This window comes from Variovorax sp. efr-133-TYG-130, assembly GCF_030208835.1.
GTDB lineage: Bacteria > Pseudomonadota > Gammaproteobacteria > Burkholderiales > Burkholderiaceae_C > Variovorax.
This window is the reverse complement of the sequence record NZ_JARVTD010000033.1, coordinates 17949-40386: the sequence shown is the minus strand read 5'-3', so window position 1 is coordinate 40386 and position 22438 is coordinate 17949. Positions and strand designations below refer to the sequence as shown.

The window sequence follows — 22438 nt, the reverse complement described above, 5'->3', positions numbered from 1 at the left end:
GCGCGGAGCGCTCCGCCCGCGCACATGAATGAAAGAAGGGCCATGAGCACCAAAAGCGATTTCGGACTGATCGGCCTGGCCGTGATGGGCCAGAACCTCGTGCTGAACGTGGAAAGCCGCGGCTTCCAGGTCAGCGTGTACAACCGCACCGAAGCCACCACCGAAGCCTTCATTGCCGCCAACCCCGGCAAGAAGCTGGTGGGCACCAAGACGCTGGAGGAGTTTGTCCAGAGCCTGGCCAAGCCCCGCAAGATCCAGATCATGGTCAAGGCCGGCGCACCGGTCGACCAGGTGATCGAGCAGCTCATCCCGCTGCTCGACAAGGACGACATCGTCATCGACGGCGGCAACAGCCTCTACACCGACACCGAGCGCCGCGACGCCTACCTGAGCAGCAAGGGCCTGCGCTTCATCGGCGCCGGTGTGTCGGGCGGCGAGGAAGGCGCGCGCAAGGGCCCGTCGATCATGCCGGGCGGCCCGCTTTCCACCTGGGAAGTGATGAAGCCGATCTTCGAGAGCATCGCGGCCAAGGTCGACGGCGATCCCTGCGTCATTCACATCGGCCCCGGCGGCGCGGGCCACTACGTGAAGATGGTGCACAACGGCATCGAGTACGGCGACATGCAGCTCATCTGCGAGGCCTACAGCCTGTTCAAGGCGGCCGGCTTCAGCACCGACGAGATGGCCGCCATCTTCAACGAATGGAACGACGGCGAGCTGCAGAGCTACCTGATCCAGATCACCGCCAAGGCGCTCGAGCAGAAGGACCCGGAAACCGGCAAGCCGATCGTCGACGTGATCCTCGACAAGGCCGGCCAGAAGGGCACGGGCCAGTGGACGCTGATCAACGCGGCCGAGAACGCGGTGGTCATCAGCACCATCAACGCCGCCGTCGAGGCGCGCGTGCTGTCGTCGCAGAAGAAGGCGCGCGTGGCGGCCAGCAAGCTGCTGCAGGGGCCGAAGATCGAGCTGTCGCTCGAGAAGAAGGCGCTGGTGGCCAAGGTGCACGACGCGCTCTATGCCTCCAAGGTCATCAGCTACACGCAGGGCTTCGACCTCATCAAGACGATGGGCGACAAGAAGGAATGGAAGCTCGACCTGGGCGGCATCGCATCGATCTGGCGCGGCGGCTGCATCATCCGCGCGCGCTTCCTGAACCGCATCACCGACGCCTTCCGCACCGACCCGGCGCTGGGCAACCTGATGCTCGACCCGTTCTTCAAGGACCTGCTCAACCGCACGCAGCAGAGCTGGCGCGAAGTGGTGGCGCTGGCGGTGAGCAACGGCATTCCCGTGCCGGCATTCAGCGCGTCGCTGGCCTACTACGACAGCTACCGCACAGAGCGCCTGCCGGCCAACCTGCTGCAGGCGCAGCGCGACTTCTTCGGCGCCCATACCTACGAGCGCGTCGACAAGCCCGAAGGCCAGTTCTTCCACACCGACTGGCCTGAAGTCATCGGCTGAGTCGCCCGAGCGATGCCATGCCGGCCCTCGACTACCCCAGCCACCTGGTCGAGGACTGGCAACTGCGCGACGGCACGGCGGTGCGCATCCGCCCGATCCGCGCCGACGACCTGGCCATGCACGCGGCATTCGTGGCGGGCCTGTCGAACGAAACCGGCTACCGCCGCCTGCTGTCGCCGCGCAAGCCACAGCCGGACGAACTCTGGCGCATGACCCACATCGACTACGACCGCGAACTGGCGCTCATCGCGACCACCGTGGCCGACGGCGCCGAGCAGCAGGTGGGCGTGGCGCGCTACGTGCGCGGCGACACACCCGAGACGGCGCACGTCGCGGAATTCGCGGTGGTCATCGCCGACGCCTGGCAGCACCGGGGCGTGGCCCACAAGCTCATGCGCAAGCTGATCGATGCGGCGGCCGATGCAGGTGTGAGGCAGCTCGCGGACATCACGCTGTTCGACAACGTCGCGATGCTGGCGCTGGCGCGCAAGCTGGGCTTCAAGGTGCGGCGCGATCCGGGCAACCCGAATGTCACGCAGTTGCGGCTGGCGCTCCAGGCGCCGGCAACGTAGCCATTTGGTAAAGCGCGACAGCCGCCCTGACCTGGCCAGCAAACTTAAATCTACTTCCTTATGATGCGAAACCTTTTTCCGTCGGAAGCAGAGAGCCCCCGCCATGGTCCAGCTTGCGTTGCGTCGTCCGTACACCTTCATCGTCATGGCGATGCTGATCGTGCTGGCCACGCCCTTCGTGCTGGCGCGCATGGCGACCGACATCTTTCCGGAAATCAACATTCCGGTGGTCAGCGTCATCTGGAACTACACCGGCCTGCCGGCCCAGGAAATGGGGCAGCGCATCTCGGGCCAGGTCGAGCGCGGGCTGACCACCACGGTGAGCGACATCGAGCACATCGAGTCGCAGTCGCTGGCGGGCGTATCGATCATCAAGGTGTTCTTCCAGCCCACGGCCAACATCGAGATGGCCATCTCGCAGGTGGTGGCCTCCATGCAGGCGCAGGTGCGGCAGCTGCCGCCGGGCATCACGCCGCCGCTGGTCATCAAGTATTCGGCTTCCAGCGTGCCGGTGATCCAGCTGGCGCTCTCCAGCCCCACGCGTTCTGAAAACTCCCTGTTCGACGCCACCGTCAACCAGCTGCGCCCGCAGCTCATCACGGTGCCGGGCGCGGCCATTCCCTTTCCCTACGGCGGCAAGAATCGGCTGATCTCTGTCGACCTCGACACCCAGGCGCTGCAGGCGCGCGGCCTCTCGCCGGCCGACGTGGTGAACGCGGTGAACACGCAGAACCTGATCCTGCCCTCGGGCACGGCCAAGTTCGGCGCCACCGAATACAACGTGAAGATGAACGGCTCGCCCGACGCCATCGCGGGCCTGAACGACCTGCCGATCCGCACGGTGAACGGCGCCACCACCTACCTGCGCGACGTGGCCTACGTGCGCGACGGCTTCTCGCCGCAGACCAACGTGGTGCGCCAGGACGGCGTGCGCGGCGTGCTGCTGTCGGTGCTGAAGAACGGCGGCGCCTCCACGCTGGACATCGTGTCGAACATCCGCGCCATGCTGCCCGTCGCCGCGCAGACGATGCCCGAGGACATCAAGATCACGCCGCTGTTCGACCAGTCCGTGTTCGTCAAGGCGGCCGTGAAGGGCGTGGTGTTCGAAGCCATCCTGGCCGCCGCGCTCACCGCCGCGATGGTGCTGCTGTTCCTGGGCAACTGGCGCAGCACGCTGATCATCGGGCTGACCATTCCGCTGTCGATCCTGGCGTCCATCCTGGTGCTGTACTCGCTGGGCGAAACGCTCAACCTCATGACGCTGGGCGGGCTGGCGCTGTCGGTGGGCATCCTGGTCGACCAGGCGATCGTGACCATCGAGAACATCGAGCGGCACCTGCACATGGGCACGCCGCTGAAGGAGGCCATAGAGGTGGGCGCGGGCGAGATCGGCTCGGCCGCCTTCGTCTCCACGCTGTGCATCTGCATCGTGTTCGTGCCGATGTTCTTTCTCTCGGGCGTGGCGCGCTTCCTGTTCGTGCCGCTGGCGGAGGCGGTGGTGTTCGCCATGCTGGCCTCGTACCTGCTCTCGCGCACGCTGGTGCCGACGCTGGTGATGCTGCTGATGGGCGGCTCGCACGGCCCGCAGCAATCGCAGCCGGGCGAAGGCGCAAGACAGAGCGCGCTGCAGCGCCTTTACCGCGCCTTCGACCAGCGCTTCGAACGCGTGCGCCGTGCCTACACGCTAGTGCTGTCGGCGGTGCTCTCCAGGCGCGCCGGCTTCATCGGCCTGTTCCTCGGCTTCTGCCTGCTGTCGTGCCTGCTCTACCCGGCACTGGGCCGCGACTTTTTCCCGACCGTCGATGCAGGCCAGATCCGCCTGCACCTGCGCGCGCCCACCGGCACCCGCATCGAAGAAACCGCGCGCCTCACCGACCAGGTCGAAGCCGCCATCCGCGAGCTGGTGCCGCCCGACCAGCTCGAAACCATCCTGGACAACCTCGGCATTCCCAACAGCGGCATCAACCTGTCGTACAGCAACGCCGGCACCATCGGCACCTTCGACGGCGAGCTGCTGCTGTCGCTGAAAGAGGGCCACAAGCCGACCGAGCAGCACGTGTCGCTGCTGCGGGCCGAGCTGCCCAAGCGCTTTCCGGGCATCGAGTTCTTCTTCCAGCCGGCGGACATCGTCACGCAGATCCTGAACTTCGGCCTGCCAGCGGCCATCGACGTGCAGTTCAGCGGCAACGACATGGCCGGCAATGCGGCGCGCGCGGCCGAACTGACCAAGGCGATCCGGCAGATTCCCGGTGCGGTCGATGCCCACGTGCACCAGCGCCTGGACGGCCCCGCGCTGAGCCTGCAGATGGACCGCACGCGGCTGCAGCAGTACGGCCTGACCGCCTCGAACGTGGGGCAGAACGTGCTCATCGCGCTGTCGGGCAGCTCGCAGACGGCGCCCGCCTTCTGGCTGAACCCGGCCAACGGCGTGGTCTACAGCATCGCGGTGCAGACGCCGCAGTACACGGTCGATTCGCTCGATTCGCTGCTCAACATTCCGGTGGGCGCCAGCGGCGGCGCGGGCGGGCCCGGCTCGCAGCAGTTGCTGGGCAACCTCGTGAGCACGCAGGCCGACCGGCAGCCGGCCGTCATGTCGCGCTACAACATCGCGCCGGTGATCGACGTGTACGTGAGCGTGCAGGGCACCGACCTGGCCAGCGTGGCCTCCAAGGTGCAGAAGCTGGTCGACGAGATGCGGCCCAAGCTCTCGCGCGGCAGCCGGGTCGACATCCGCGGGCAGGTGCAGACCATGCAGTCGTCGTTCATCGGCCTGGGCGTGGGGCTGGCGATGGCCATCGTGCTGGTGTACCTGCTGATCGTGGTCACCTTCCAGTCGTGGCTGGACGCGGCCATCATCATCACCGCGCTGCCGGCCGCGCTGGCGGGCATCGCGTGGATGCTGTTCATCACCGGCACCACGCTGAGCGTGCCGGCGCTCACGGGCGCGATCATGACCATGGGCGTGGCCACGGCCAACTCCATTCTTCTGGTGTCTTTCGCGCGCGAGCGGCTGCAGGCCGGCATCCCGCCGCTGTCGGCCTCGCTGGAAGCGGGCGCCACCCGCATCCGGCCGGTGCTGATGACGGCGCTGGCGATGATCATCGGCATGATCCCGATGGCGCTGGGCCTGGGCGAAGGCGCCGAGCAGAACGCGCCGCTGGGCCGTGCGGTGATCGGTGGCCTGGTCTTTGCCACGGTGTCGACGTTGTTTTTCGTACCCGCCGTGTTCGCGGGAGTGCACAGTCGGCTTGCCCGCCGCCGGGCGGCGCGTGAAGCCTCCCAGCAGCAGCATCAACCGCCAGCGGGCGCAACGCCCCAGGAGAATTGATTTCATGACGGAGCAACGCCACGCGGCATTGACCATCCATCCCACCGGCGAGAGCGACGGCGAGCTGCTGCGCCGCCGGCAGATCGTGCGGCGCACGCGCTGGCTGGTGCTGATCGTCCTCGTGCTGCTGGGGCTGGGCGCGGCACGCACGGTGTTCGTGCGCATCGCCAACGCCCGCGCGCTCGAAGCGGGCACGACCGAACGCGCCAAGCAGTACGTGCAGACCGCCCTGCCCCGCGTGCCCACCGCCGGCCAGACGCTGTCGCTGCCGGGCACGCTGCAGGGCTTCGTGCAGTCACCGATTTCGGCGCGCGCCAGCGGCTACCTCAAGCGCTGGACCAAGGACATCGGCAGCCGCGTCGAAAAGGGCGAGCTGCTCGCCGAGATCGAGACGCCCGAGATCGACCAGCAGCTGTCGCAGGCCGTGGCCGCGCGCGCACAGGCCGCCTCCGGCCTGGAACTGGCGCGCAGCACCGCCGAGCGCTGGGAAGCGCTGCGCAAGAAGGATGTGGTCTCGCAGCAGGAACTGGACGAGCGCCGCAGCGCGGTGGCGCAGGCCACCTCCAACGTGGCGGCGGCCGACGCCAACGTGCAGCGGCTGAAGCAGACCGAGGGCTTCAAGCGCGTGGTGGCGCCGTTCGCGGGCGTGATCACGCGGCGCAACGTGGACGTGGGCGACCTGATCGACGCGGGCGCGGGCGGCGGCGCCGGTCGCGCGCTGTTCCTGCTGGCGCAGACCGATCCGCTGCGCGTGTACATCAATGTGCCGCAGGCCTACGCCCAGCTCGTGAAGACCGGCCAGCCCGTGGTGGTGACGCAGGCCGAGCTGCGCGGCCAGACCTTCAAGGGCCAGGTGGCGCGCACCGCCGGCTCCATCGACACGACCACGCGGATGATGCAGGTGGAGGTGTCGCTGCCCAACAGCGACGGCGCGCTGCTGCCGGGCGCCTATGTGCAGGTTTCGCTGCCGCTGGCCGCGAGCCGCACGCTCTCGGTGCCGTCGAACGCGCTGCTGTTCCGCGCCGAGGGCACGCGCATCGCGGTGGTCGATGCGCAGGGCCGCGTCAACCTGCGCGCCGTGACGCTGGGCCGCAACTACGGCGAGAACGTCGAGGTGATCGACGGCCTCGAGAAAACCGACCGCATGGTGCTGAACCCGTCCGACTCGCTGGCCGAAGGCGACGTGGTGGCGGTGGCGCCCGAAGCGCCGCCGGCGAAGGCGCCGACACCGAAGGCCCCGGCGTGACGCCGCCGCGCCTGGCCGCTGCGCTCGCGCTGCTCGTCGCCATGCTGCTGGCGGGCTGCGCGGTCGGCCCCGACTACAAGACGCCGGACACGCCGCTGCCGGTCAGCTGGAAGCTGGAGGAGCCCTGGCGCGTGAGCACGCCGAGCGACACTGCCGAAAAGGGCCCATGGTGGCGCCGCTTCGGCGACCCGCAGCTCGACGCGCTGCAGCAGCAGGCGCTGGCCGGCAGCCCCACGCTGGCCATCGCCAATGCGCGGCTGGCGCAGGCGCGTGCCACGCTCGCGGCCAATGCGGCCGGCCAGTATCCGCAGGTCGGCCTCGGCACCCGCGCCTCGCGCCTGAGGATTTCCGCCAACCGCCCGCTCACCAACTACGCGACGCCCAATTCGACGACCGTGCAGAGCGACTTCGCGCTGTCGCTCAATGCGAGCTACGAAGTCGACCTGGCCGGCCGCGTGCAGCGCACGGTAGAGGGTGCCAAGGCGTCGGCGGAGCAATCGGCCGCCGACCTGCAGAACACCCGGCTGCTGCTCAGCGCCGACGTGGCCAGCAGCTACTTCAACCTGCGCTCGACCGACGTCGAACTCGACGTGCTCACCCGCTCCATCGCACTGCAGCGCCGCGCGCTCGAGCTTGTCACGGCGCGCCACGACCTGGGCGCCGTGTCGGGCCTGGACGTGGCGCAGCAGCAGGCGCTGCTGGAGACCACGCTGACGCAGGTCGACGTGCTGAGGAAGCAGCGTTCGCAGTACGAGCATGCGCTGGCCACGCTCACCGGCACGCCGGCGCCCAGCTTCTCGCTGCCGGTGGACCTGCGCGAGATCAGGCCGCCGGCCGTGCCGCTGGGCGTGCCCTCCGAGATCCTGCAGCGCCGGCCCGACGTGGCCTCGGCCGAGCGCGCGATGGCCGCCGCCAACGCGCAGATCGGCGTCGCCACCGCGGCCTTCTACCCGAGCATCTTCATCTCGCCCACCGTGGGCGTTGACAGCCGGATGATCGAGACGCTGTTCAACGGCCCGAGCCTGCTGTGGTCGCTGGGCGTGTCGGCCACGCAGGTGCTGTTCGACGGCGGACGCATCCGCGCCAACGTCGATTTCGCGAAGGCCGGCTACGACGTCACCGTGGGCAACTACCGCCGCACCGTGCTGACCGCAATGCAGGAAGTGGAAGACGGCATCACCGGGCTTGCCGCGCTCGACAGCGCAACGACCCAGGCGCAGGCCGCCGTGACGGCCGCGCGCCGCGTGCTCGACATGGCCACCAGCCGTTATGAGGGCGGCGCGTCGACCTACCTCGACGTGATCACCGCGCAGCAGTCGCTGCTGACGGTGGAACGCCAGGCCGCGCAGCTGCGGGGGCAGCGGCTGCTGACGGCGGTGTTCCTGGTGAAGGCGCTGGGTGGCGACTGGTGCGGCGCGGATGAGCCCGGCAAGGCCCCGGCGTCGTCTTGCCCCGCCGTCGGCATCGATCGGATTGCGAAGGCCGGTTGAACGGCAAGGCTCTGTTCGCGCGACTTGGTGCCTTGCTGGTCGATCGACGCACGTCGTCACTGTCGGAGCGATTCCGCTCGAGCTCTCCTGGCTCAGTGCATTGACGCCGCCGGCTGCGCGACGGCGCCCGCAGCGGAGCACAGCGCGAGGCCGCCCGCCAGGCTCCATGCCTGCGCATGGCCGAGCCGGCGCAGGGCCTTGGCCGCCTGCGCGCTGCGATTGCCGCTTCGGCAGTAGAAGAGCACCGGCGCACCGGCCGGCAGCGCCATCCAGCCGGGCAGCGCATTCAGAAGCCCCGACAGCGGCACAGCCTCGGGGTGGGTGTCGGCACCGAAGGGCGACGATTCGCTCACGCGCTGCTCGTAGGGCTCGCGCACGTCCACCAGCACCAGGCCCGGGTGCTCGAGCAGCAGCCGCTGCGCCTGCGTGGCGTTCAACTCGTGGCCCGCGCCGGCGCAGCCGTTGTCGATGCGCGCACCGCAGGCGAGGGTCTGGTATTCGGTCAGCGCGAGGTCTTTCTCCAGTTCGGCCTTTGCCGAGGCGAAGCCTGCCGCGTCGATGCTGCCGGACAGCACCTGCGCGAGCAGCGGCTGGGCCGCGCATTCGCGGGCCAGGGTGCTCGCGAAGCGGTCGTCGTAGTCGTGCGCCGGGAGCAGCAGCGTGCCGGGGCCCGCGGCCTGCGCCAGTTGCTTCAGCGAGGGGCCGAATGCGAGCGGCGCACTTTGCGCGAAATCGCTTCGCCCCAGGGCGCCGGGCATCACCGTGTCGCCCACGAATGCCAGGCGGATCTTCAGCTGCTCGTCGTGCAGCAGGTAGGCGGTCGAGTCGGCGGTGTGCCCGGGGGTTGCCAGCCGGGTCAGCGTCTGCGCGCCCAGGCAGATGGCATCGGCGCCCAGGGGCCAGCCGAGCGCATCGACCTCGCCTTGCTGGACAAGGCGTTCCGGCAGCGCGGCGCGCAATTCGCCCACCGAGGAAACATGATCGCCATGGCTGTGCGTGTCGAGCACGGCGGCCAGCGTGTAGTCCTGGCAGCGAAGCAGCTGCGCGATGCGGCCGGTCAACTCGGGCAGCGGATCGATGACCACGCAGCGGCGGCTGCCGGCATCCGCCAGGAGGTAGCAGCATGCACCGCCGGCCACGAAGCGGGTCAGGCCGTCGAGCGCGTCGCCCGGACGGGAGGTGTCGGCGCCGGTATTGAGGCAGCTTGCGCGCAGCGACGCGCCACAGGAGCCGATCCTTTCACAGGCTTCGTCGATGAAGGCCGCGTCGCTGGCCGGACCGAACGACAGGCGCACGGCCGAGGCCGCCTGCCAGGCGGGCAGCCCCATGGCTTGCAGCACGTGGCTCGGCAGCGCCTTCGACGCGCCGCAGGCCGAGCCACCGCTCACCCGCACGTCGGCCGCGTCGAACAGGTCCTGCAGGAGCTTCGAGTCGAGGCCGGGCACCGAGAAATTAAGGGTCGTCGGCAAGCTCAGTTCAAAGGGCGCGTTGAACACCACGCCGGGGAACGCATTCTTCAGCGCGGCGGCGATGCGGTCGCGGTACGCCTCCAGCGTGAGAGCGTCCCGGAAGGTGTGGCCGTCTTCCAGCGCTTCCAGCACGGTGCCGAGCGCGGCGATGCCGGACATGTTCTCGGTCCCCGAGCGCAATGCGCCCTCCTGGCCGCCGCCCGCCATCAGCGGCGTGAACGGCGCGCCGGCGCGCACGTACAGCAGGCCGATGCCCTTGGGGGCATAGAGCTTGTGCCCCGAGAACGGCGCGTAGTCGATGCGGAGGGCTTCGAGCCGGAGCTCGAGCTTGCCCAGCGCCTGCACGCTGTCCACCATCCACAGCGCCGGGCTCCCGTCGAGCGCCTGGGCGATGCCTTCCAGGTCGCTGACGACGCCGGTCTCGTTGTTGGCGGCCATGGTGCAGACCAGACCGGCACGTGCGGCATGCGCGCGCAGCCAATGCAGGTCATGGCGGCCGTCTCGGCCGACCGGGATGGGCAGCACGCGCAGGTTCAGGCCCAGCAGTTTGTTCCAGTGGCTGATCGCTTCCGGCACCGCCTTGTGCTCCGTCGCGCCGTACAGCACGCAGTCCACGTCCTCGCGGCCGCGCAGCGCGCTCAGCGCCGACAGCACCGCCGTCTGGATGCCTTCGGTGGCGCCACTGAGAAACAGCAGGTCGCCCGTGGGCGCACCGAGCAGCCGCCGCGCGCGGGAGCGCACCGAATCCATCAGCGCGCGCGCCTTCAGCCCGGTGCTGTGGACGCTGCTGGGGTTGCCGAAGTCGTCGGCCATGGCTGCGAGTGCCGCGGCCCGGGCGCGAGGCAGAACGGGCGTGGTGGCGTTGGCGTCGAGGTAGATGTCCATTCAGGTGATTCCGGGAGAAGAGATGCAGGCGTTTGCGGGCGTGGCGGGCGACCACGCCGCGCACCCGGAAGAGTCTGCCGCCCGGGGCGGAGCAGCAGCTTGCGTTTTATGCTGCCGATACCGATAAGATTGGAATCCCATGCTCAATCAAGGATATTTGATGAAACTGGATTCCATAGATATCAAGATTCTTGATCTCCTGCAGCAAGACGCCGAGCTGCAGGTTGCGCAGATCGCCGAGCAGGTGGGCCTGTCCGCCACGCCATGCTGGAGGCGCATCCAGCGGCTCAAGGAGGCGGGCGTCATCACGCGCTCGGTGGCCCTGCTCGACCCGCGCAAGGTCAACGTGGCGGTGACGGTCTTCGTGTCGGTGCGGACCAGCACGCACTCGCAGGAGTGGTTCGACCGCTTCACGGCCACGGTCCATGCCATTCCGGAAGTGGTCGAGTTCTATCGGATGAGCGGCGACGTGGACTACCTGCTGCGCGTGGTGGTGCCGGACATCGCCGCCTACGACGCCGTCTACAAGCGACTGATCTCGGGCACGAACCTGCACGACGTCAGCTCCAGCTTCGCCATGCAGGAACTGAAGCAGACCACGGCGCTGCCGCTGGGCTACGTGTAGAAGATTCGCGAAGCGGCCACGCCGCCGTTCAGAACAGGCTGCCCTGCCCCGCTGCGCCAGGCGGCCTGAACGCCGTGATGTCCAGCGGAATGCGCTCGCGGTTGTAGCCCAGTCGGTTGGTCGCCTTCTCGAAGCGCTGGTGGATCAGGTCGGCCCACAGGCCCGAGCCCTTCATGCGCGTGGCGAAGTCGGCGTCGTAGTCCTTGCCGCCGCGCATCTCGTGGATGCGCGCCATGATGCGATCGGCGCGCTGCGGATAGTGCAGCGCCAGCCATTCCTTGAAGAGCGGCGCCACCTCCCACGGCAGCCTCACCACCGTGTAGAAGGCGCTGCGCGCGCCGGCTTCCCATGCGGCCTCGAGCACCTGTTCCATGTCTTCGGTCACGAAGGGAATCTGCGGCGCCACGCTCACGCCGACCGGCACGCCCGCCTCGGTCAGCGTGCGGATGGTGCGCAGCCGGCGGTGCGGCGCCGCGGCGCGCGGCTCCAGCTTGCGGGCGAGTTCGCCGTCGAGCGTGGTCACGGTCACGTACACGGCCGCAAGACGGTCGGCCGCCATGGGCGCGATCACGTCGAGGTCGCGCTCGATGGCGCTCGACTTGGTGACCAGCGCGAACGGATGCCGCGCTTCCTGCAGCAGTTCGATGACCGAGCGGGTGAGCCTCAAGTCGCGCTCGATGGGCTGGTAGCAGTCGGTGGCGGTGCCGATGGCGATGTAGCTGGGCCGGTAGCTCTTGCGCCCGAGTTCCGTACGCAGCATGTCGGCGATGTTTCGCTTGGCGATCAGCTTGGTCTCGAAGTCGAGGCCGGGCGACAGGTTGAGGTAGCTGTGTGTGGGCCGGGCGAAGCAATAGATGCATCCGTGCTCGCAGCCGCGGTAGGGGTTGAGCGAGCGGTCGAAGTAGATGTCGGGCGAGTCGTTCTCGTTGAGCGCCGACTTGACGTCTTCGAAGCGCACCTCGGTGGCGATGGGCTGCAGCTCCTGCGCCTCGGCCACGCCGTCTTCGAGCGTGCCCCAGCCGTCGTCGAAGGCATTGCGCTCGTCCTTGGAGAAACGATGCGCGAGCTGCGTGGCCGCGCCGCGGCCCTTGATGGCGTGGATGGGGATGTGGGCTGCGGGCATGGCGAATCTCGTTACTGTGTATTTGTACAGTATTTCACCGTTTCCTTGCGACTGCCCGCTTTTTACATTTCTCTCTTGACAGAAATTTCGCAAATCCTAAACTCCAAGCCATGGAACTCACAGAAATTCAACGCAAGTTCGTCCTCCACTGGGGCGAAATGGGGTCCATGTGGGGCGTCAACCGCACCGTCTCGCAAATCCACGCGCTGCTCTTCGCCCACGGCAAGCCGATGCATGCCGAGGAGTTGTCCGAAACCCTGGGCGTCGCGCGCTCCAACGTCAGCAACAGCCTGAAGGAACTGCAGGCCTGGAACCTCGTGCGCGTCACCCACACGCTGGGCGACCGGCGCGACTATTTCGAGACCAGCGTCGACGTGTGGGAGCTGTTCCGCACCGTGGTGCGCGAGCGCAAGGAACGCGAGTTCGACCCGACCATCCGCGTGCTGCGCGAACTGGTCTCGAGCCCCGATTTCCAGAAGGAACCGCCCGATGCGCAGGACCGCATCCGCTCCACCATGGACCTCATGAACAAGCTCGCCACCTGGGCCGACGAAATGCTGCGGCTGTCGCCGGGCACGCTCGACAAGGTGCTGACGCTGGGCGCCAACGTGCAGAAGTTCGTGCGCGGCGACAAGGGCGGCAAGGACGAAGACTCCGACGCACACCACGCCAGCCTGCCGATGATCTGAACCTTCTCTTTTTTTGCCCTTCAATTTCTGTTTTGACAGAAATATCGAGAACAAAGGATGCCATGAGCCGCGACGCCCTCCCCGCCTATCCGCTGACCCTGTACTTCGACGCCAGCTGCGCCATCTGCTCGGCCCAAATGGGCAACCTGGGGGCGCGCGACACCGCGGGCCGGCTGCGCTTCGTCGATTGCTCGCCGGCATCGTTCAGCGACGGGCCGGCGCCGCGCGACGCGCTCATGGCCGGGATCCACGCGGTGGACGCCACGGGCCGGGTGCTGGTCGGCGTGGCGGCCATCCGCGCGAGCCGCGCGGCGGTGGGCCTGCCCAGCGGCGGCGGCCTGCTCGACCTGCCGCTGGTCGCGCCGCTGGCCGACCGCGCCTATGCCCTGCTGGCGCGCAACCGCTACCGCATTCCGCGCTGGCTGGCGACACGGCTGGCGGGACGCGTCGCGCCTACCTGCAACGACGGCAACTGCCGCCTCTGAAGAAAAAACACCACCCGAGGGAACAGCCATGCCCACAGTTTTCCAGCCCGACTTGCGCCTGCCGCTCGAAGCGCCCGCACAGGCACCTGCCGGCACCTCCATCACTGCTGAAGACACCCAGGTCTACTTCACCGAAGTCGCGTTCGACTACAGCGCCTGGAGCCCCAGCTACAACATGCACTTCGGCTTCTGGCGCGCCGGGCTGAACCCGTTTCGGCGCGAAGGCATGCTGGTCGAGATGAACCGCGTGGTCGGCCGCGCGCTGCGGCTTGCCGATGCGCAACCCGGCGCCGCGCCCCGCCGCTGCGTGATCGACATGGGCTGCGGCGCCGGCGCCACCGCGCGCACGCTGGTGGGCGACAACCCGTCGCTTTACGCAGTGACCGTGACCAACGTGGCCGTGCAGAACAGCATCGCCGCCAGGCTCGATGCGGCGGCAGGCGTGGCCGACCGCATGGCCCACGTGGAGGCCGACTACACCCGCACCGGCCTGCCCGCCGCGCAGGCCGACGGTGCATGGGCCCTGGAGAGCGCCTGCTATGCAGAGGGCACCGCCAAGGCCGACTTCATCCGCGAGGCCGCGCGCCTGCTCAAGCCCGGCGCCCGGCTGGCGGTGGCCGACGGCTTCCTGCTGCGCCGCAAGCCCGGCCGCGTGGCCGGCTGGCTGCACCGCCTGTGGGCCGACAGCTGGGCCGTGCCCACGCTGGCCGTTCGCGACGACTTCATCGCCGCCCTGCGCGACAACGGCTTCGAGGACATCGAATGCAAGTCGCTGCGCTGGCGCGTCGCGCCCAGCGCGCTGCACATTCCGGTGCTGGCCACGCGCTTCACCCTGGCCGAACTCTGGAAGGCGCGCGGCAAGCTCGGCGCGTGGCGGCGCAAGCACATCGTGGCCAGCTATTGCGCGCTGGCGCTGGGCATGTTCTGGCGCGACTTCGACTACTGCATGGTCACGGCCACGCGCAGTGCCGGCTGAGCGAACACGAGAAGAAACAACCAGCAGAAAGCTACGCATGCAAGAAGACAATCAGGACAGCAGGCTCGCCGCGCTCGCGCCAGACCAGGCACCCGGCGAACTGCCGCCCCAATCCCGCGGCGCCATGCCCTTCGCATGGTTCTGGCCGATGCTGGCGGGCGCGGCCATCGCGCTGGTGCTTCGCATCATTTTCAGCGGCGGCCCGGGCCAGCGCTTCTCGCCGATGCTCGGCTCCTTCGTGTACTTCGTGCCCGCGCTGTGCGGCGCCGTCACCGTGTACATGGCCGAGCGCATCGAGCGCCGAAGCTGGGGCTACTACCTCTGGGCGCCGTGGGTGGCAACGGCGCTTTTCGTCGGCGGCACGCTGGCGGTGTTCATCGAGGGGCTGATCTGCGCCGTCGTCATCGTGCCGCTGTTCGCGGTGATGGGCAGCGTCGGAGGACTGGCGATGGGCATCGTGTGCCGCATCACCAACTGGCCGAAGCAGGCCATCTACAGCTTCGCGGTGCTGCCGCTGGTGCTGGGCGCCATCGAGCCGCAGCTGCCCAACCCGGACCGGCTGTCGAACACGTCGCGCACGCTCTTCATTGCCGCGCCGGCCGAGCGCGTGTGGCACGAGCTGAACGCGGCGCGCGACATCCGCCCCGCCGAAGTCGGCGACGCCTGGGCCTACCGCATCGGCGTGCCGATGCCGGTGTCTGGCGTCACGGTCGACACGGCCGAAGGCCGCGTGCGCCAGGTGCAGTGGCAGAAGAACGTGCACTTCGAGGAAGTCATCACCGAATGGCAGCCCAACCGGCAGCTGAAGTGGCGCTTCCGCTTCTCGCCCGACTCTTTCCCGGCCGGTGCGCTCGACGATCACGTGATGATCGGCGGCCAGTACTTCGACCTGCGCGACGCCACCTACACGCTGACGCCGCGCGACGGCGGCACCGAGCTGCGCGTTGCGGTGTCGTGGCGCATGAGCACCAGCTTCAACTGGTATGCGGACCGCGTCATGCACCTGCTGCTGGCCGACGCATCCGAGAACATCCTGCGCTTCTACAAGGCACGCGCCGAAGCCACGGCCGGCGCGGCGGCGCCCGGATGACGACGATGCCGCCCACCGCACCGGTCTTCCAGCAGGCGCTCGGCCCCGCCTGGGAACGGCTCGGCGACGTCATCCGCCGCCACTACGCGATGGCGCCGTTCTCCGACGACCACGTGTGCGTGCGCGGCACGATGAGCGAGGTCTGGCACGCCCGCTGGGCCGCGCTGCTGATGCCCCTCGGCCGGCTGTTCGGCGCGCTGGTGCCGCACCAGGGCAAGGACGTGCCCATCGAAGTGCACTACAGCTGCCGCCCCGACGACGCCACGCTCCACTGGGACCGGGTCTTCCGCTTTCCGGGCAGGCCGCCCTTCCATTTCCGCTCGTACATGGCGCACGACGCGCGCCGGGGCGGCGAGGTGATCGAGTACGTGCGCTTCGGCATCGGCATGCGGCTGGCCGTGAGCGCGGAAGAAGGCGCGCTGGTGTTCCGCGACCGGGGCTACATCTGGCGCGTGGCGGGGCTGCGCATTCCGCTGCCGCTGGCGCTCCTGCTGGGCACCGCCTACGTGGAAGAGCGGCCCGACCCGCAGGACGCCGACCGCTTCACCATGAAGATGCTGCTGCGCCACCGCTGGTTCGGCGACGTGTTCCGCTACAGCGGGCGTTTTCACCTCGGCCCGCGCCCGGGCCCACAATGAGCCCACCATGCCACGCCGCCCCGAAAACCTCTACGCCCAGTACCACGCCCACGTCTATTTCGCGCCCGACACACTGGCGCAGGCGCGCAGCCTCTGCGAGCGCGCCGGACAGGAGCTGATGGTGGTGGTCGGCCGCGTGCACGAGCGGCTGGTGGGCCCGCATCCGCACTGGAGCTGCCAGCTCGCATTCGACGCCGCCGAGTTCGACCAGGTCATCGGCTGGCTCGAGGCCAACCGCAACGGGCTCGATGTGTTCGTGCACGGCGTGACCGGCGACGACTTCGCGGACCACACGGCCCATGCCATGTGGCTGGGCGAGGAAAGCGCGCTCGACCTGCGGATGTTCCGGCACTAGCCTCCGAAGCTCGCGCCCGTTTTTTTAGAACTCCGCGTCGAGCTCGTCGATTTCCTCGGGCTCCTGCTTCGCCGCGGCCACCCATTCCTGCATGGCCGGCAGCTCCATCACCCGCTTGCAGTAGGCCGCGCACGCGCTGTCCAGCGCCACGTCGTAGCTCAGGAAGCGCGTGACCACCGGCGCGTACATCGCGTCGGCCATGCCCGGCTGCTTGCCGAACAGGAAGGGGCCGCCGTAGGCCTTGAAGCATTCGCGCCAGATGGCGACGATGCGGTCGATGTCGGCCTGCGCGCGCGACCACACCTTGAAGTTCTTGAAATGGGCCTTGATGTTCATCGGCAGTGCGCCGCGCATCGACGAAAAGCCCGAATGCATCTCGCCGCAGATGGCGCGGCAGTGGGCGCGGGCGGCGATGTCGTCGGGCAGCAGTCCGGCCTTGGGCTTGATCTCGTTGAGGTACTCGCCGATGGCCAGCGTGTCCCACACCTTCACGCCGCCATGCTGCAGCGAGGGCACCAGCATCGACGAAGACAGCAGCAGCATCTCGGCCTTCATGGCCGGGTCGTCCGGCGGGATGACCTTCTCGCTGAAGTCCAGCCCGGCCAGCCTGCACATCAGCCAGCCGCGCAGCGACCACGCGCCGTAGTTCTTGCTGCTGATGGTGAGAACGGGTTTGGCCATCTTGAAGCTCCTTGGGCGTTGCCTCGCTGCGTGCAAGCGCCATGCCATGCGGCTGGCCCGCAACTTGCCTGCGCCAGAACCATGCTGTACCGGGCCTACCAGAACCAAGCCGACATGCTGTCGCCTGCCAGGCTCGCCGCGCAGTACCTGGGCCAGGCGCTGTGGAAAGACGGCACCGAGCGCACCATGCTGCGGCGCATGGCAGCGCAGTTCGAGGTGTTCTCGCGCATGCGGCTGACGCACACGCGGCCGCCCTACGGCATTGCCAGCGTGACGGTCGACGGCGCTGAAGTGGCCGTGCACGAGGAAAAAGCCCTGGTCTCGCCCTTCGGCACCCTGCTGCACTTCAGGAAGGACACCGAAGCGGTGCACCCGCCCGTTCTGCTGGTCGCACCACTCTCGGGCCATTTCGCGACCCTGCTGCGCGAAACCGTGCGCACGCTGCTGCGCGACCACGACGTGTACCTGACCGACTGGCACAACGCGCGCGACGTGCCGCTCTGGGAGGGCCGGTTCGGCCTGGACGACTACACGCTGCAGCTCATGCGTTTCCTGGAGGCCGTGGGCCCGGGCGTGCACATGGTGGCGGTCTGCCAGCCCTGCGTGGCCGCGCTGGCCGCCACCGCGCTGATGGCCGAGGACGACAACCCCGCCACGCCGCGCAGCCTCACGCTGATGGCCGGCCCGGTCGATTGCCGCATCAACCCGACCACGGTCAACAAGCTCGCCACCGACCGGCCGATCGACTGGTTCCGGCGCAACCTCATCAGCCATGTGCCCTGGCCGCATGCAGGCGCCATGCGGCGCGTGTACCCGGGCTTCCTGCAGCTGTCGGCCTTCATGAGCATGAACCCGGAGCGCCACAAGAAGCAGTTCCAGGACATGTACACCCACCTGGTCGAGGGCGACATCGACAAGGCCCGCACCATCGGCAACTTCTACGACGAGTACCTGGCCGTGAACGACCTGCCGGCCGAGTTCTACCTGGAGACGGTGGAGCGCGTGTTCCAGACCTACGACCTGCCGCGCGGCAAGCTCACCGTGGGCGAGCGCACCGTGAACCCTGCCGCCATCCGCCGCACCGCGCTGCTGACGGTGGAGGGCGAGCGCGACGACATCTGCGCCGTGGGCCAGACGGTGGCGGCGCAAGACCTCTGCACCGGCATCCGACCCTACCTCAAGGCGCATCACCTGCAGGCCGGCGTGGGCCACTACGGCGTGTTCAGCGGCAGCAAGTGGAATGCGCAGATCTACCCGCGCGTGCGCGAAACCATCCACGCGGCGGCCGAGCTGAACGGCTGAGCCGCAACGCGCCAATCCGGCAAGGGCCGTGAGGCCATTGTTTGCCCTTGCGCGCCGGGCTTCCTACACTCGGGCCCATGCAACGCCAGGCTTTCATCCGCAGCACGCCGCGCGCAGTCTTCACTGCGTGCACGGCTGCAGGGTCGCATCCGACCCTCGCAGATCTCTGAGCCCGGCGGTCAGCCTCCCTCCTCCCCTCCCTTTTCTTCAGCACCTTTCATCGACCGCCGGGCCCAAGCCCCGCGCGGTAGCGCGCCCGCACGGGCACGCCGCGCTTTCCCCAGCTGATTCCTTCGCTCGCTGCCAGCCGCTTCGCCGTGGCCGGCGGCCGGCTTTGTCATGCGGAAAGAACACTGACGATGAACATCCAATCGATCCTGGCGGTGACCGACCTGTCGGCGCACGGCCTGCGCACTGTCGTGCGTGCAGCCAACATCGCGGCGGCGCACGGCGCGCTGCTGAAGATCATGTACGCGCCCGCCGCCTTCGCCGGACCTGCGGATGCCGATGCGGCCAGCGGCCTGGGCGCCTTATGCCTGGAGGTGGCCGAGCGCTTCGGCATCCTCGTCAAGAAGATCGACGACACGCGCGGGCGCCTCGACGGCGCCGCGCACGAGGCGCAGTGGTGCGACCTCGTGGTGATCGGCGACGAGCCCGACCGCTCGCTCGCGGCCTTCTTCCACGGCCAGCCGGCCGAACAGCTGGTGCGGGCGGCGCAGCGGCCGGTGCTGGTGGCGCGGCTCGATGCGCGCGCCGGCGGCTATGGCCGAATCCTCGTCGCCGTCGATCTCATGGAAGAGTCGCGCCCCCTGGTCGACCTGGCCTGCGCCTTCGACGGCCAGGCCGACATCGAGCTGTTCCACGCCTTCACGCCCATGCACGAAGGCAAGCTGCGCTACGCCGACGTGTCGTCGCACGTGATCGACGCCTACCGCCACGCGTGCGCCCGCCATGCGCGCGAACGAATGCTGTGGCTGTCCGATGCGTCGATCGCGCGCCGCAACCGCGTGGTGTCGTCGATAGGGCGCGGCGATCCGGCGCGGCAGGCGGCCGTGCAGCAGCAGTACTCGAAGGCCGACCTGCTGGTGGTCGGCAAGCGCAGGCGCTGCGCGCTGATGGACTTTCTTTTTGGCAGCGTGGCGCTCCGCGTGCTGCGCTGGTCCACGGGCGACGTGCTGGTGGTGCCGCACTGCGCGCTTGCCGCACGGCAGGGTCAGCACGCCGCGGCGCTGGCGCAGAGGGGTGCGGCATGACGCTCGCGCTGGCATTCCCTCCGATGCAGCCGGTCTGGTGGCGCTTCAGGCCGGCCGAGCTGCGCATCGATGTCGATCCGCGCAAGGCCAGGCCAGCTGACACGCTGGTGCCAGTGCACGAACGCATGCGCACGATGGGCGCCCGCCTGCACGACATGCCGCAGTTCGCGCTCGGCGACCCCGGCCTGCGCGCACGCTATCGCGAGGCCGACGGCGAGCTGTACGTCTACATCGAGGACACGCGCCGCGACAGACTCGTCGGCTACACCGTGTTCAACCGGCTGATCGAGCTCAACCGCAGGGCCGACCGCCACGTCCGCGCGCCGCATTCGCAGTACGACCCGGCCTACCAGCGGCGCGGGCTGGCCTCCGCCGTGTACCGCTGGGCGCTGGGCCGGGGCATCTGCCTCATGAGCGGCGCGCGGCAGTCGCCGGGCGCGCATGCGCTCTGGCAGAGCCTGTCGCGCCACTGCGAGGCGGGCTTTGCCGACCTGCGCAACAAGCAGCTGAGCTACCTTGGCAGAGAGGTCGGGCGCGCCACGCTGGCCGAGCTGCACACGCGCATGTTCCTGCTCGGCCAGGGCTGGACGCTGGAGCGCTTCCGGCGCGAGACGCAGATGGCCTGAAGCGCTCAGCGCCGCGCGCGCGGCGCCTTGCTCACGCGCCGCACCGTGGCCTCGCCGGCCTGCGGAAGCCTGTCGCGCAGGAACGCGATCAGCTCCTGCGCCACCACATTGCGCATCGGCCCCGGCAGGTAGGCCAGCACCACGCGGCGTTCGACGCGCGGCTTCAGCAGCGGCACCACGGCCAGTTCGGGGTCGCGCAGCGAAGAGGTGTACAGGCGCGGCATCAGCCCCAGCGCCTGCCCGCTGCGCACCAGCGCATAGAGCGTTTCCGAATAGCTCACGCGGTAGGGCTCCGCGCCCTGCGCGAACTGCGCGCGCGCCGGGTTGCCCAGCGCGGGCATGCTGCCGCTTTCGAACAGCACCAGCCGCTCCTTGCCGATGGCCTCCCAGTTCGCGTCGCCGGCGGCCGCCAGCGCATGGTCGCGCCGCACCACCAGCACCAGCGGGTCGCGGAACAGGTCGATGCAGGTCAGCCCGCCCGGTGGCTCGGTGATGGCGGCCACCGCCATGTCGATCTGCCCGCTGCGCAGCTCGGCCAGCAGCGTGTTCGACGGCGCGTCGCGCCAGGCCAGCTCCACCTCGCGCTGGCCGCTGCCCAGAAACTCGCTGGCCGCGGCCGCCACGCGCGCACTGGCCGAGGGAATGACGCCCACGCGCACGAAGGCCCGGCCGCGCTGCACCGTGCTTTCGATGTCGCGCAGCGCCACGTCGAAGGTGTTGACCAGGAAATCGGTGCGCGCCAGCACCTCGGCACCCACGGGCGTGAGTTCCAGCCGGTGGGTGGAACGGGTCAGCAGCTCGGCGCCCAGCAGTTTTTCCATCTGCTTGATGGCGTTGCTCAGGGCCGGCTGCGTGATGGAAAGCCGCCTGGCAGCGCGGCCGAACTGGCCTTCTTCCACCAGCACCGAGAAGAACTGCAGCTGGCGCAGCGTGAGCGCACGCAGGGGCAAGGCGGCCATGGACGCATCCTCGGTTATTGATTCAGTGAATCAAATTATAGAAATTCAAAATTTTCCTTATGAGGAGGCAATTACTAGACTGGTCAGCATGACCAGCCCCACCCCTGCTCCCTTCACGCTGGAATCGATGCTGCGGGCCATGCCCAAGGCCGAGCTGCACTGCCACCTGTTCGGCACGGTGCGCCACGAGACCTTCAAGCAGCTCAACCTGCGCGCCGGCGCGCCGCTGGCGACCGACGAGATCGAGGGCTTCTACACGCGCGGCGAAAAGCCGGTCGGCGTGCTGCGCGTGCTGCGCGCGCTCGACGCCCAGCTGGTGCGCGGCCCCGGCGACCTGTACCAGCTCACGCTCGAATACCTGCAGGACGCGGCCTCGCACAACGTGCGCTATGCGGAGTTCTTCTGGAACCCCACCGGCACGGTGCATGAATCGGGCATTGCCTATCCGATGGCGCAGGCGGCCATCGTGCGCGCCATCCACGACGCGCAGCAGGATTTCGGCATCACCGGCCGGCTCATCGCCGCCATCGACCGCGAAGCCAGCCCGCAGGCCGCGGTGGAAATGGTGGAGTGGGTCAAGGCGCACCGCTGCGACGAGGTGATCGGCATCGGCATCGACTACCGCGAGAACGACCGGCCGCCCGAGCTGTTCACCCAGGCCTATGCCGACGCGAAGAAAGCCGGCCTGAAGACCACCGCGCACGCGGGCGAGTTCGGCATGCCCTGGACCAACGTGCGCACCGCGCTCGACGTGCTGCAGGTCGACCGCATCGACCACGGCTACACGGTGGTCGACCAGCCCGACTACGCGCGCCAGTGCGCAGAGCGCGGCGTGATCTTCACCGTGGTGCCCACCAATTCGTACTACCTGCGCACGCTGCCGCCGGAGCGCTGGGCGCTGGACCATCCGATCCGCAGGATGCCGGGCCTGGGCCTGCGCATCCACCCCAACACCGACGACCCGACGCTGCACAAGGTCACGCCCACGCAGGCATGGCTGATGATGGTGCGCGACTTCGGCTTCGGCCTGGACGACCTACGCGGCTTCATGCACAACGGCCTGGACGGCGCGTGGATCGACGACACGCAGCGCCGCGAATGGCGCACGCAATGGAGCGACGCGTTCGACACGCTGCGCGCCCGCCTCGACACCGAACCCGCCCCCACCATCCTCGAATGACC

General features: G+C 68.8%; 20 protein-coding genes. 16 read left to right on the top strand and 4 right to left on the bottom strand.

Annotated features, from left to right (window positions below; all coding sequences use genetic code 11):
* Positions 1–42 precede the first annotated feature (42 nt).
* From gnd to QRN67_RS27370, 5 genes are all read left to right on the top strand, one after another.
* Positions 43–1464 (top strand): decarboxylating NADP(+)-dependent phosphogluconate dehydrogenase, encoded by a 1422-nt coding sequence (gene gnd / locus QRN67_RS27390; RefSeq protein ID WP_081268581.1) that lies wholly within the window; start codon positions 43–45, stop codon positions 1462–1464.
* A gap of 17 nt (positions 1465–1481) precedes the next feature.
* Positions 1482–2036, top strand: a complete 555-nt coding sequence (locus QRN67_RS27385; protein ID WP_285414430.1) for a GNAT family N-acetyltransferase — start codon at positions 1482–1484, stop codon at positions 2034–2036.
* Positions 2037–2139: 103 nt separating this feature from the next.
* Positions 2140–5364: an efflux RND transporter permease subunit gene (locus QRN67_RS27380; RefSeq protein WP_285414429.1), complete on the top strand. Its 3225-nt coding sequence runs from the start codon at positions 2140–2142 to the stop codon at positions 5362–5364.
* A gap of 4 nt (positions 5365–5368) precedes the next feature.
* Positions 5369–6610, top strand: a complete 1242-nt coding sequence (locus QRN67_RS27375; RefSeq protein WP_285414428.1) for an efflux RND transporter periplasmic adaptor subunit — start codon at positions 5369–5371, stop codon at positions 6608–6610.
* 41 nt (positions 6611–6651) lie between these two features.
* Complete coding sequence (locus QRN67_RS27370; RefSeq protein ID WP_285414557.1) at positions 6652–8100, top strand: efflux transporter outer membrane subunit; 1449 nt, start codon at positions 6652–6654, stop codon at positions 8098–8100.
* Positions 8101–8192: 92 nt separating this feature from the next.
* On the opposite strand, the gene QRN67_RS27365 is transcribed toward QRN67_RS27370, so the two are convergent.
* Complete coding sequence (locus QRN67_RS27365) at positions 8193–10454, bottom strand: aminotransferase class V-fold PLP-dependent enzyme (protein ID WP_285414427.1); 2262 nt, start codon at positions 10452–10454, stop codon at positions 8193–8195.
* A 160-nt stretch (positions 10455–10614) separates the two neighbouring features.
* Between QRN67_RS27365 and QRN67_RS27360 the strand changes: the two genes are divergently transcribed.
* Positions 10615–11079, top strand: coding sequence for an Lrp/AsnC family transcriptional regulator (locus tag QRN67_RS27360; RefSeq protein ID WP_493198948.1), 465 nt, complete (start codon positions 10615–10617; stop codon positions 11077–11079).
* A 28-nt stretch (positions 11080–11107) separates the two neighbouring features.
* On the opposite strand, the gene QRN67_RS27355 is transcribed toward QRN67_RS27360, so the two are convergent.
* Positions 11108–12202: a PA0069 family radical SAM protein gene (locus tag QRN67_RS27355; protein ID WP_106937363.1), complete on the bottom strand. Its 1095-nt coding sequence runs from the start codon at positions 12200–12202 to the stop codon at positions 11108–11110.
* A gap of 110 nt (positions 12203–12312) precedes the next feature.
* Between QRN67_RS27355 and QRN67_RS27350 the strand changes: the two genes are divergently transcribed.
* From QRN67_RS27350 to QRN67_RS27325, 6 genes are all read left to right on the top strand, one after another.
* On the top strand, positions 12313–12891 hold the full coding sequence (locus QRN67_RS27350) for a GbsR/MarR family transcriptional regulator (RefSeq protein WP_285414426.1): 579 nt from the start codon (positions 12313–12315) through the stop codon (positions 12889–12891).
* 62 nt (positions 12892–12953) lie between these two features.
* Positions 12954–13376 (top strand): thiol-disulfide oxidoreductase DCC family protein, encoded by a 423-nt coding sequence (locus QRN67_RS27345; RefSeq protein ID WP_285414425.1) that lies wholly within the window; start codon positions 12954–12956, stop codon positions 13374–13376.
* 28 nt (positions 13377–13404) lie between these two features.
* The gene (locus QRN67_RS27340; RefSeq protein WP_285414424.1) at positions 13405–14352 is read left to right on the top strand and encodes an SAM-dependent methyltransferase; all 948 of its coding nucleotides are present in this window, start codon (positions 13405–13407) and stop codon (positions 14350–14352) included.
* 37 nt (positions 14353–14389) lie between these two features.
* The gene (locus QRN67_RS27335) at positions 14390–15442 is read left to right on the top strand and encodes an SRPBCC family protein (protein WP_285414423.1); all 1053 of its coding nucleotides are present in this window, start codon (positions 14390–14392) and stop codon (positions 15440–15442) included.
* A gap of 5 nt (positions 15443–15447) precedes the next feature.
* Positions 15448–16080 (top strand): DUF4166 domain-containing protein, encoded by a 633-nt coding sequence (locus tag QRN67_RS27330; RefSeq protein WP_285414422.1) that lies wholly within the window; start codon positions 15448–15450, stop codon positions 16078–16080.
* 7 nt (positions 16081–16087) lie between these two features.
* A complete protein-coding gene (locus QRN67_RS27325; RefSeq protein ID WP_106937358.1) occupies positions 16088–16435 on the top strand; it encodes a DOPA 4,5-dioxygenase family protein in 348 nt (115 codons plus the stop codon).
* A gap of 24 nt (positions 16436–16459) precedes the next feature.
* On the opposite strand, the gene QRN67_RS27320 is transcribed toward QRN67_RS27325, so the two are convergent.
* The gene (locus QRN67_RS27320) at positions 16460–17116 is read right to left on the bottom strand and encodes a glutathione S-transferase family protein (RefSeq protein ID WP_285414421.1); all 657 of its coding nucleotides are present in this window, start codon (positions 17114–17116) and stop codon (positions 16460–16462) included.
* An 81-nt stretch (positions 17117–17197) separates the two neighbouring features.
* Here QRN67_RS27320 and QRN67_RS27315 point away from each other — a divergent pair, with 81 nt between their 5' ends.
* The 3 genes from QRN67_RS27315 to QRN67_RS27305 all read left to right on the top strand — a co-directional run bounded on the left by QRN67_RS27315 (position 17198) and on the right by QRN67_RS27305 (position 20297).
* Positions 17198–18418, top strand: a complete 1221-nt coding sequence (locus QRN67_RS27315; RefSeq protein WP_285414420.1) for a polyhydroxyalkanoate depolymerase — start codon at positions 17198–17200, stop codon at positions 18416–18418.
* 359 nt (positions 18419–18777) lie between these two features.
* Entirely contained in the window at positions 18778–19671 is an 894-nt protein-coding gene (locus tag QRN67_RS27310; RefSeq protein WP_285414419.1) for a universal stress protein, read from the top strand.
* On the top strand, positions 19668–20297 hold the full coding sequence (locus QRN67_RS27305; protein WP_285414418.1) for an N-acetyltransferase: 630 nt from the start codon (positions 19668–19670) through the stop codon (positions 20295–20297). Before QRN67_RS27310 ends, QRN67_RS27305 begins: the two co-directional genes overlap by 4 nt.
* A 5-nt stretch (positions 20298–20302) precedes the next feature.
* Here the strand turns inward: QRN67_RS27305 and QRN67_RS27300 are convergent, their stop codons facing one another.
* Positions 20303–21256, bottom strand: coding sequence for a LysR family transcriptional regulator (locus tag QRN67_RS27300; protein WP_285414417.1), 954 nt, complete (start codon positions 21254–21256; stop codon positions 20303–20305).
* 88 nt (positions 21257–21344) lie between these two features.
* On the opposite strand from QRN67_RS27300, the gene QRN67_RS27295 reads away from it, so the two are divergent.
* Positions 21345–22436 carry an adenosine deaminase family protein gene (locus tag QRN67_RS27295; protein WP_285414416.1) on the top strand — a complete coding sequence of 364 codons (1092 nt, stop codon included), beginning with the start codon at positions 21345–21347 and terminating at the stop codon, positions 22434–22436.
* The last annotated feature ends 2 nt before the right edge of the window (positions 22437–22438 follow it).

What these genes read in the sequence shown, in the direction of transcription:
- QRN67_RS27365 (WP_285414427.1), bottom strand. Translation starts at nt 10,454, where the DNA reads ATGGACATCTACCTCGACGCCAACGCCACCACGCCCGTTCTGCCTCGC.
- QRN67_RS27370 (WP_285414557.1), top strand. Translation starts at nt 6,652, where the DNA reads ATGCTGCTGGCGGGCTGCGCGGTCGGCCCCGACTACAAGACGCCGGAC.
- QRN67_RS27345 (WP_285414425.1), top strand. Translation starts at nt 12,954, where the DNA reads ATGAGCCGCGACGCCCTCCCCGCCTATCCGCTGACCCTGTACTTCGAC.
- QRN67_RS27310 (WP_285414419.1), top strand. Translation starts at nt 18,778, where the DNA reads ATGAACATCCAATCGATCCTGGCGGTGACCGACCTGTCGGCGCACGGC.
- QRN67_RS27375 (WP_285414428.1), top strand. Translation starts at nt 5,369, where the DNA reads ATGACGGAGCAACGCCACGCGGCATTGACCATCCATCCCACCGGCGAG.
- QRN67_RS27380 (WP_285414429.1), top strand. Translation starts at nt 2,140, where the DNA reads ATGGTCCAGCTTGCGTTGCGTCGTCCGTACACCTTCATCGTCATGGCG.
- QRN67_RS27305 (WP_285414418.1), top strand. Translation starts at nt 19,668, where the DNA reads ATGACGCTCGCGCTGGCATTCCCTCCGATGCAGCCGGTCTGGTGGCGC.
- QRN67_RS27315 (WP_285414420.1), top strand. Translation starts at nt 17,198, where the DNA reads ATGCTGTACCGGGCCTACCAGAACCAAGCCGACATGCTGTCGCCTGCC.
- QRN67_RS27340 (WP_285414424.1), top strand. Translation starts at nt 13,405, where the DNA reads ATGCCCACAGTTTTCCAGCCCGACTTGCGCCTGCCGCTCGAAGCGCCC.
- QRN67_RS27350 (WP_285414426.1), top strand. Translation starts at nt 12,313, where the DNA reads ATGGAACTCACAGAAATTCAACGCAAGTTCGTCCTCCACTGGGGCGAA.
- gnd (WP_081268581.1), top strand. Translation starts at nt 43, where the DNA reads ATGAGCACCAAAAGCGATTTCGGACTGATCGGCCTGGCCGTGATGGGC.
- QRN67_RS27300 (WP_285414417.1), bottom strand. Translation starts at nt 21,256, where the DNA reads ATGGCCGCCTTGCCCCTGCGTGCGCTCACGCTGCGCCAGCTGCAGTTC.
- QRN67_RS27325 (WP_106937358.1), top strand. Translation starts at nt 16,088, where the DNA reads ATGCCACGCCGCCCCGAAAACCTCTACGCCCAGTACCACGCCCACGTC.
- QRN67_RS27360 (WP_493198948.1), top strand. Translation starts at nt 10,615, where the DNA reads ATGAAACTGGATTCCATAGATATCAAGATTCTTGATCTCCTGCAGCAA.
- QRN67_RS27335 (WP_285414423.1), top strand. Translation starts at nt 14,390, where the DNA reads ATGCAAGAAGACAATCAGGACAGCAGGCTCGCCGCGCTCGCGCCAGAC.
- QRN67_RS27330 (WP_285414422.1), top strand. Translation starts at nt 15,448, where the DNA reads ATGCCGCCCACCGCACCGGTCTTCCAGCAGGCGCTCGGCCCCGCCTGG.
- QRN67_RS27355 (WP_106937363.1), bottom strand. Translation starts at nt 12,202, where the DNA reads ATGCCCGCAGCCCACATCCCCATCCACGCCATCAAGGGCCGCGGCGCG.
- QRN67_RS27320 (WP_285414421.1), bottom strand. Translation starts at nt 17,116, where the DNA reads ATGGCCAAACCCGTTCTCACCATCAGCAGCAAGAACTACGGCGCGTGG.
- QRN67_RS27385 (WP_285414430.1), top strand. Translation starts at nt 1,482, where the DNA reads ATGCCGGCCCTCGACTACCCCAGCCACCTGGTCGAGGACTGGCAACTG.
- QRN67_RS27295 (WP_285414416.1), top strand. Translation starts at nt 21,345, where the DNA reads ATGACCAGCCCCACCCCTGCTCCCTTCACGCTGGAATCGATGCTGCGG.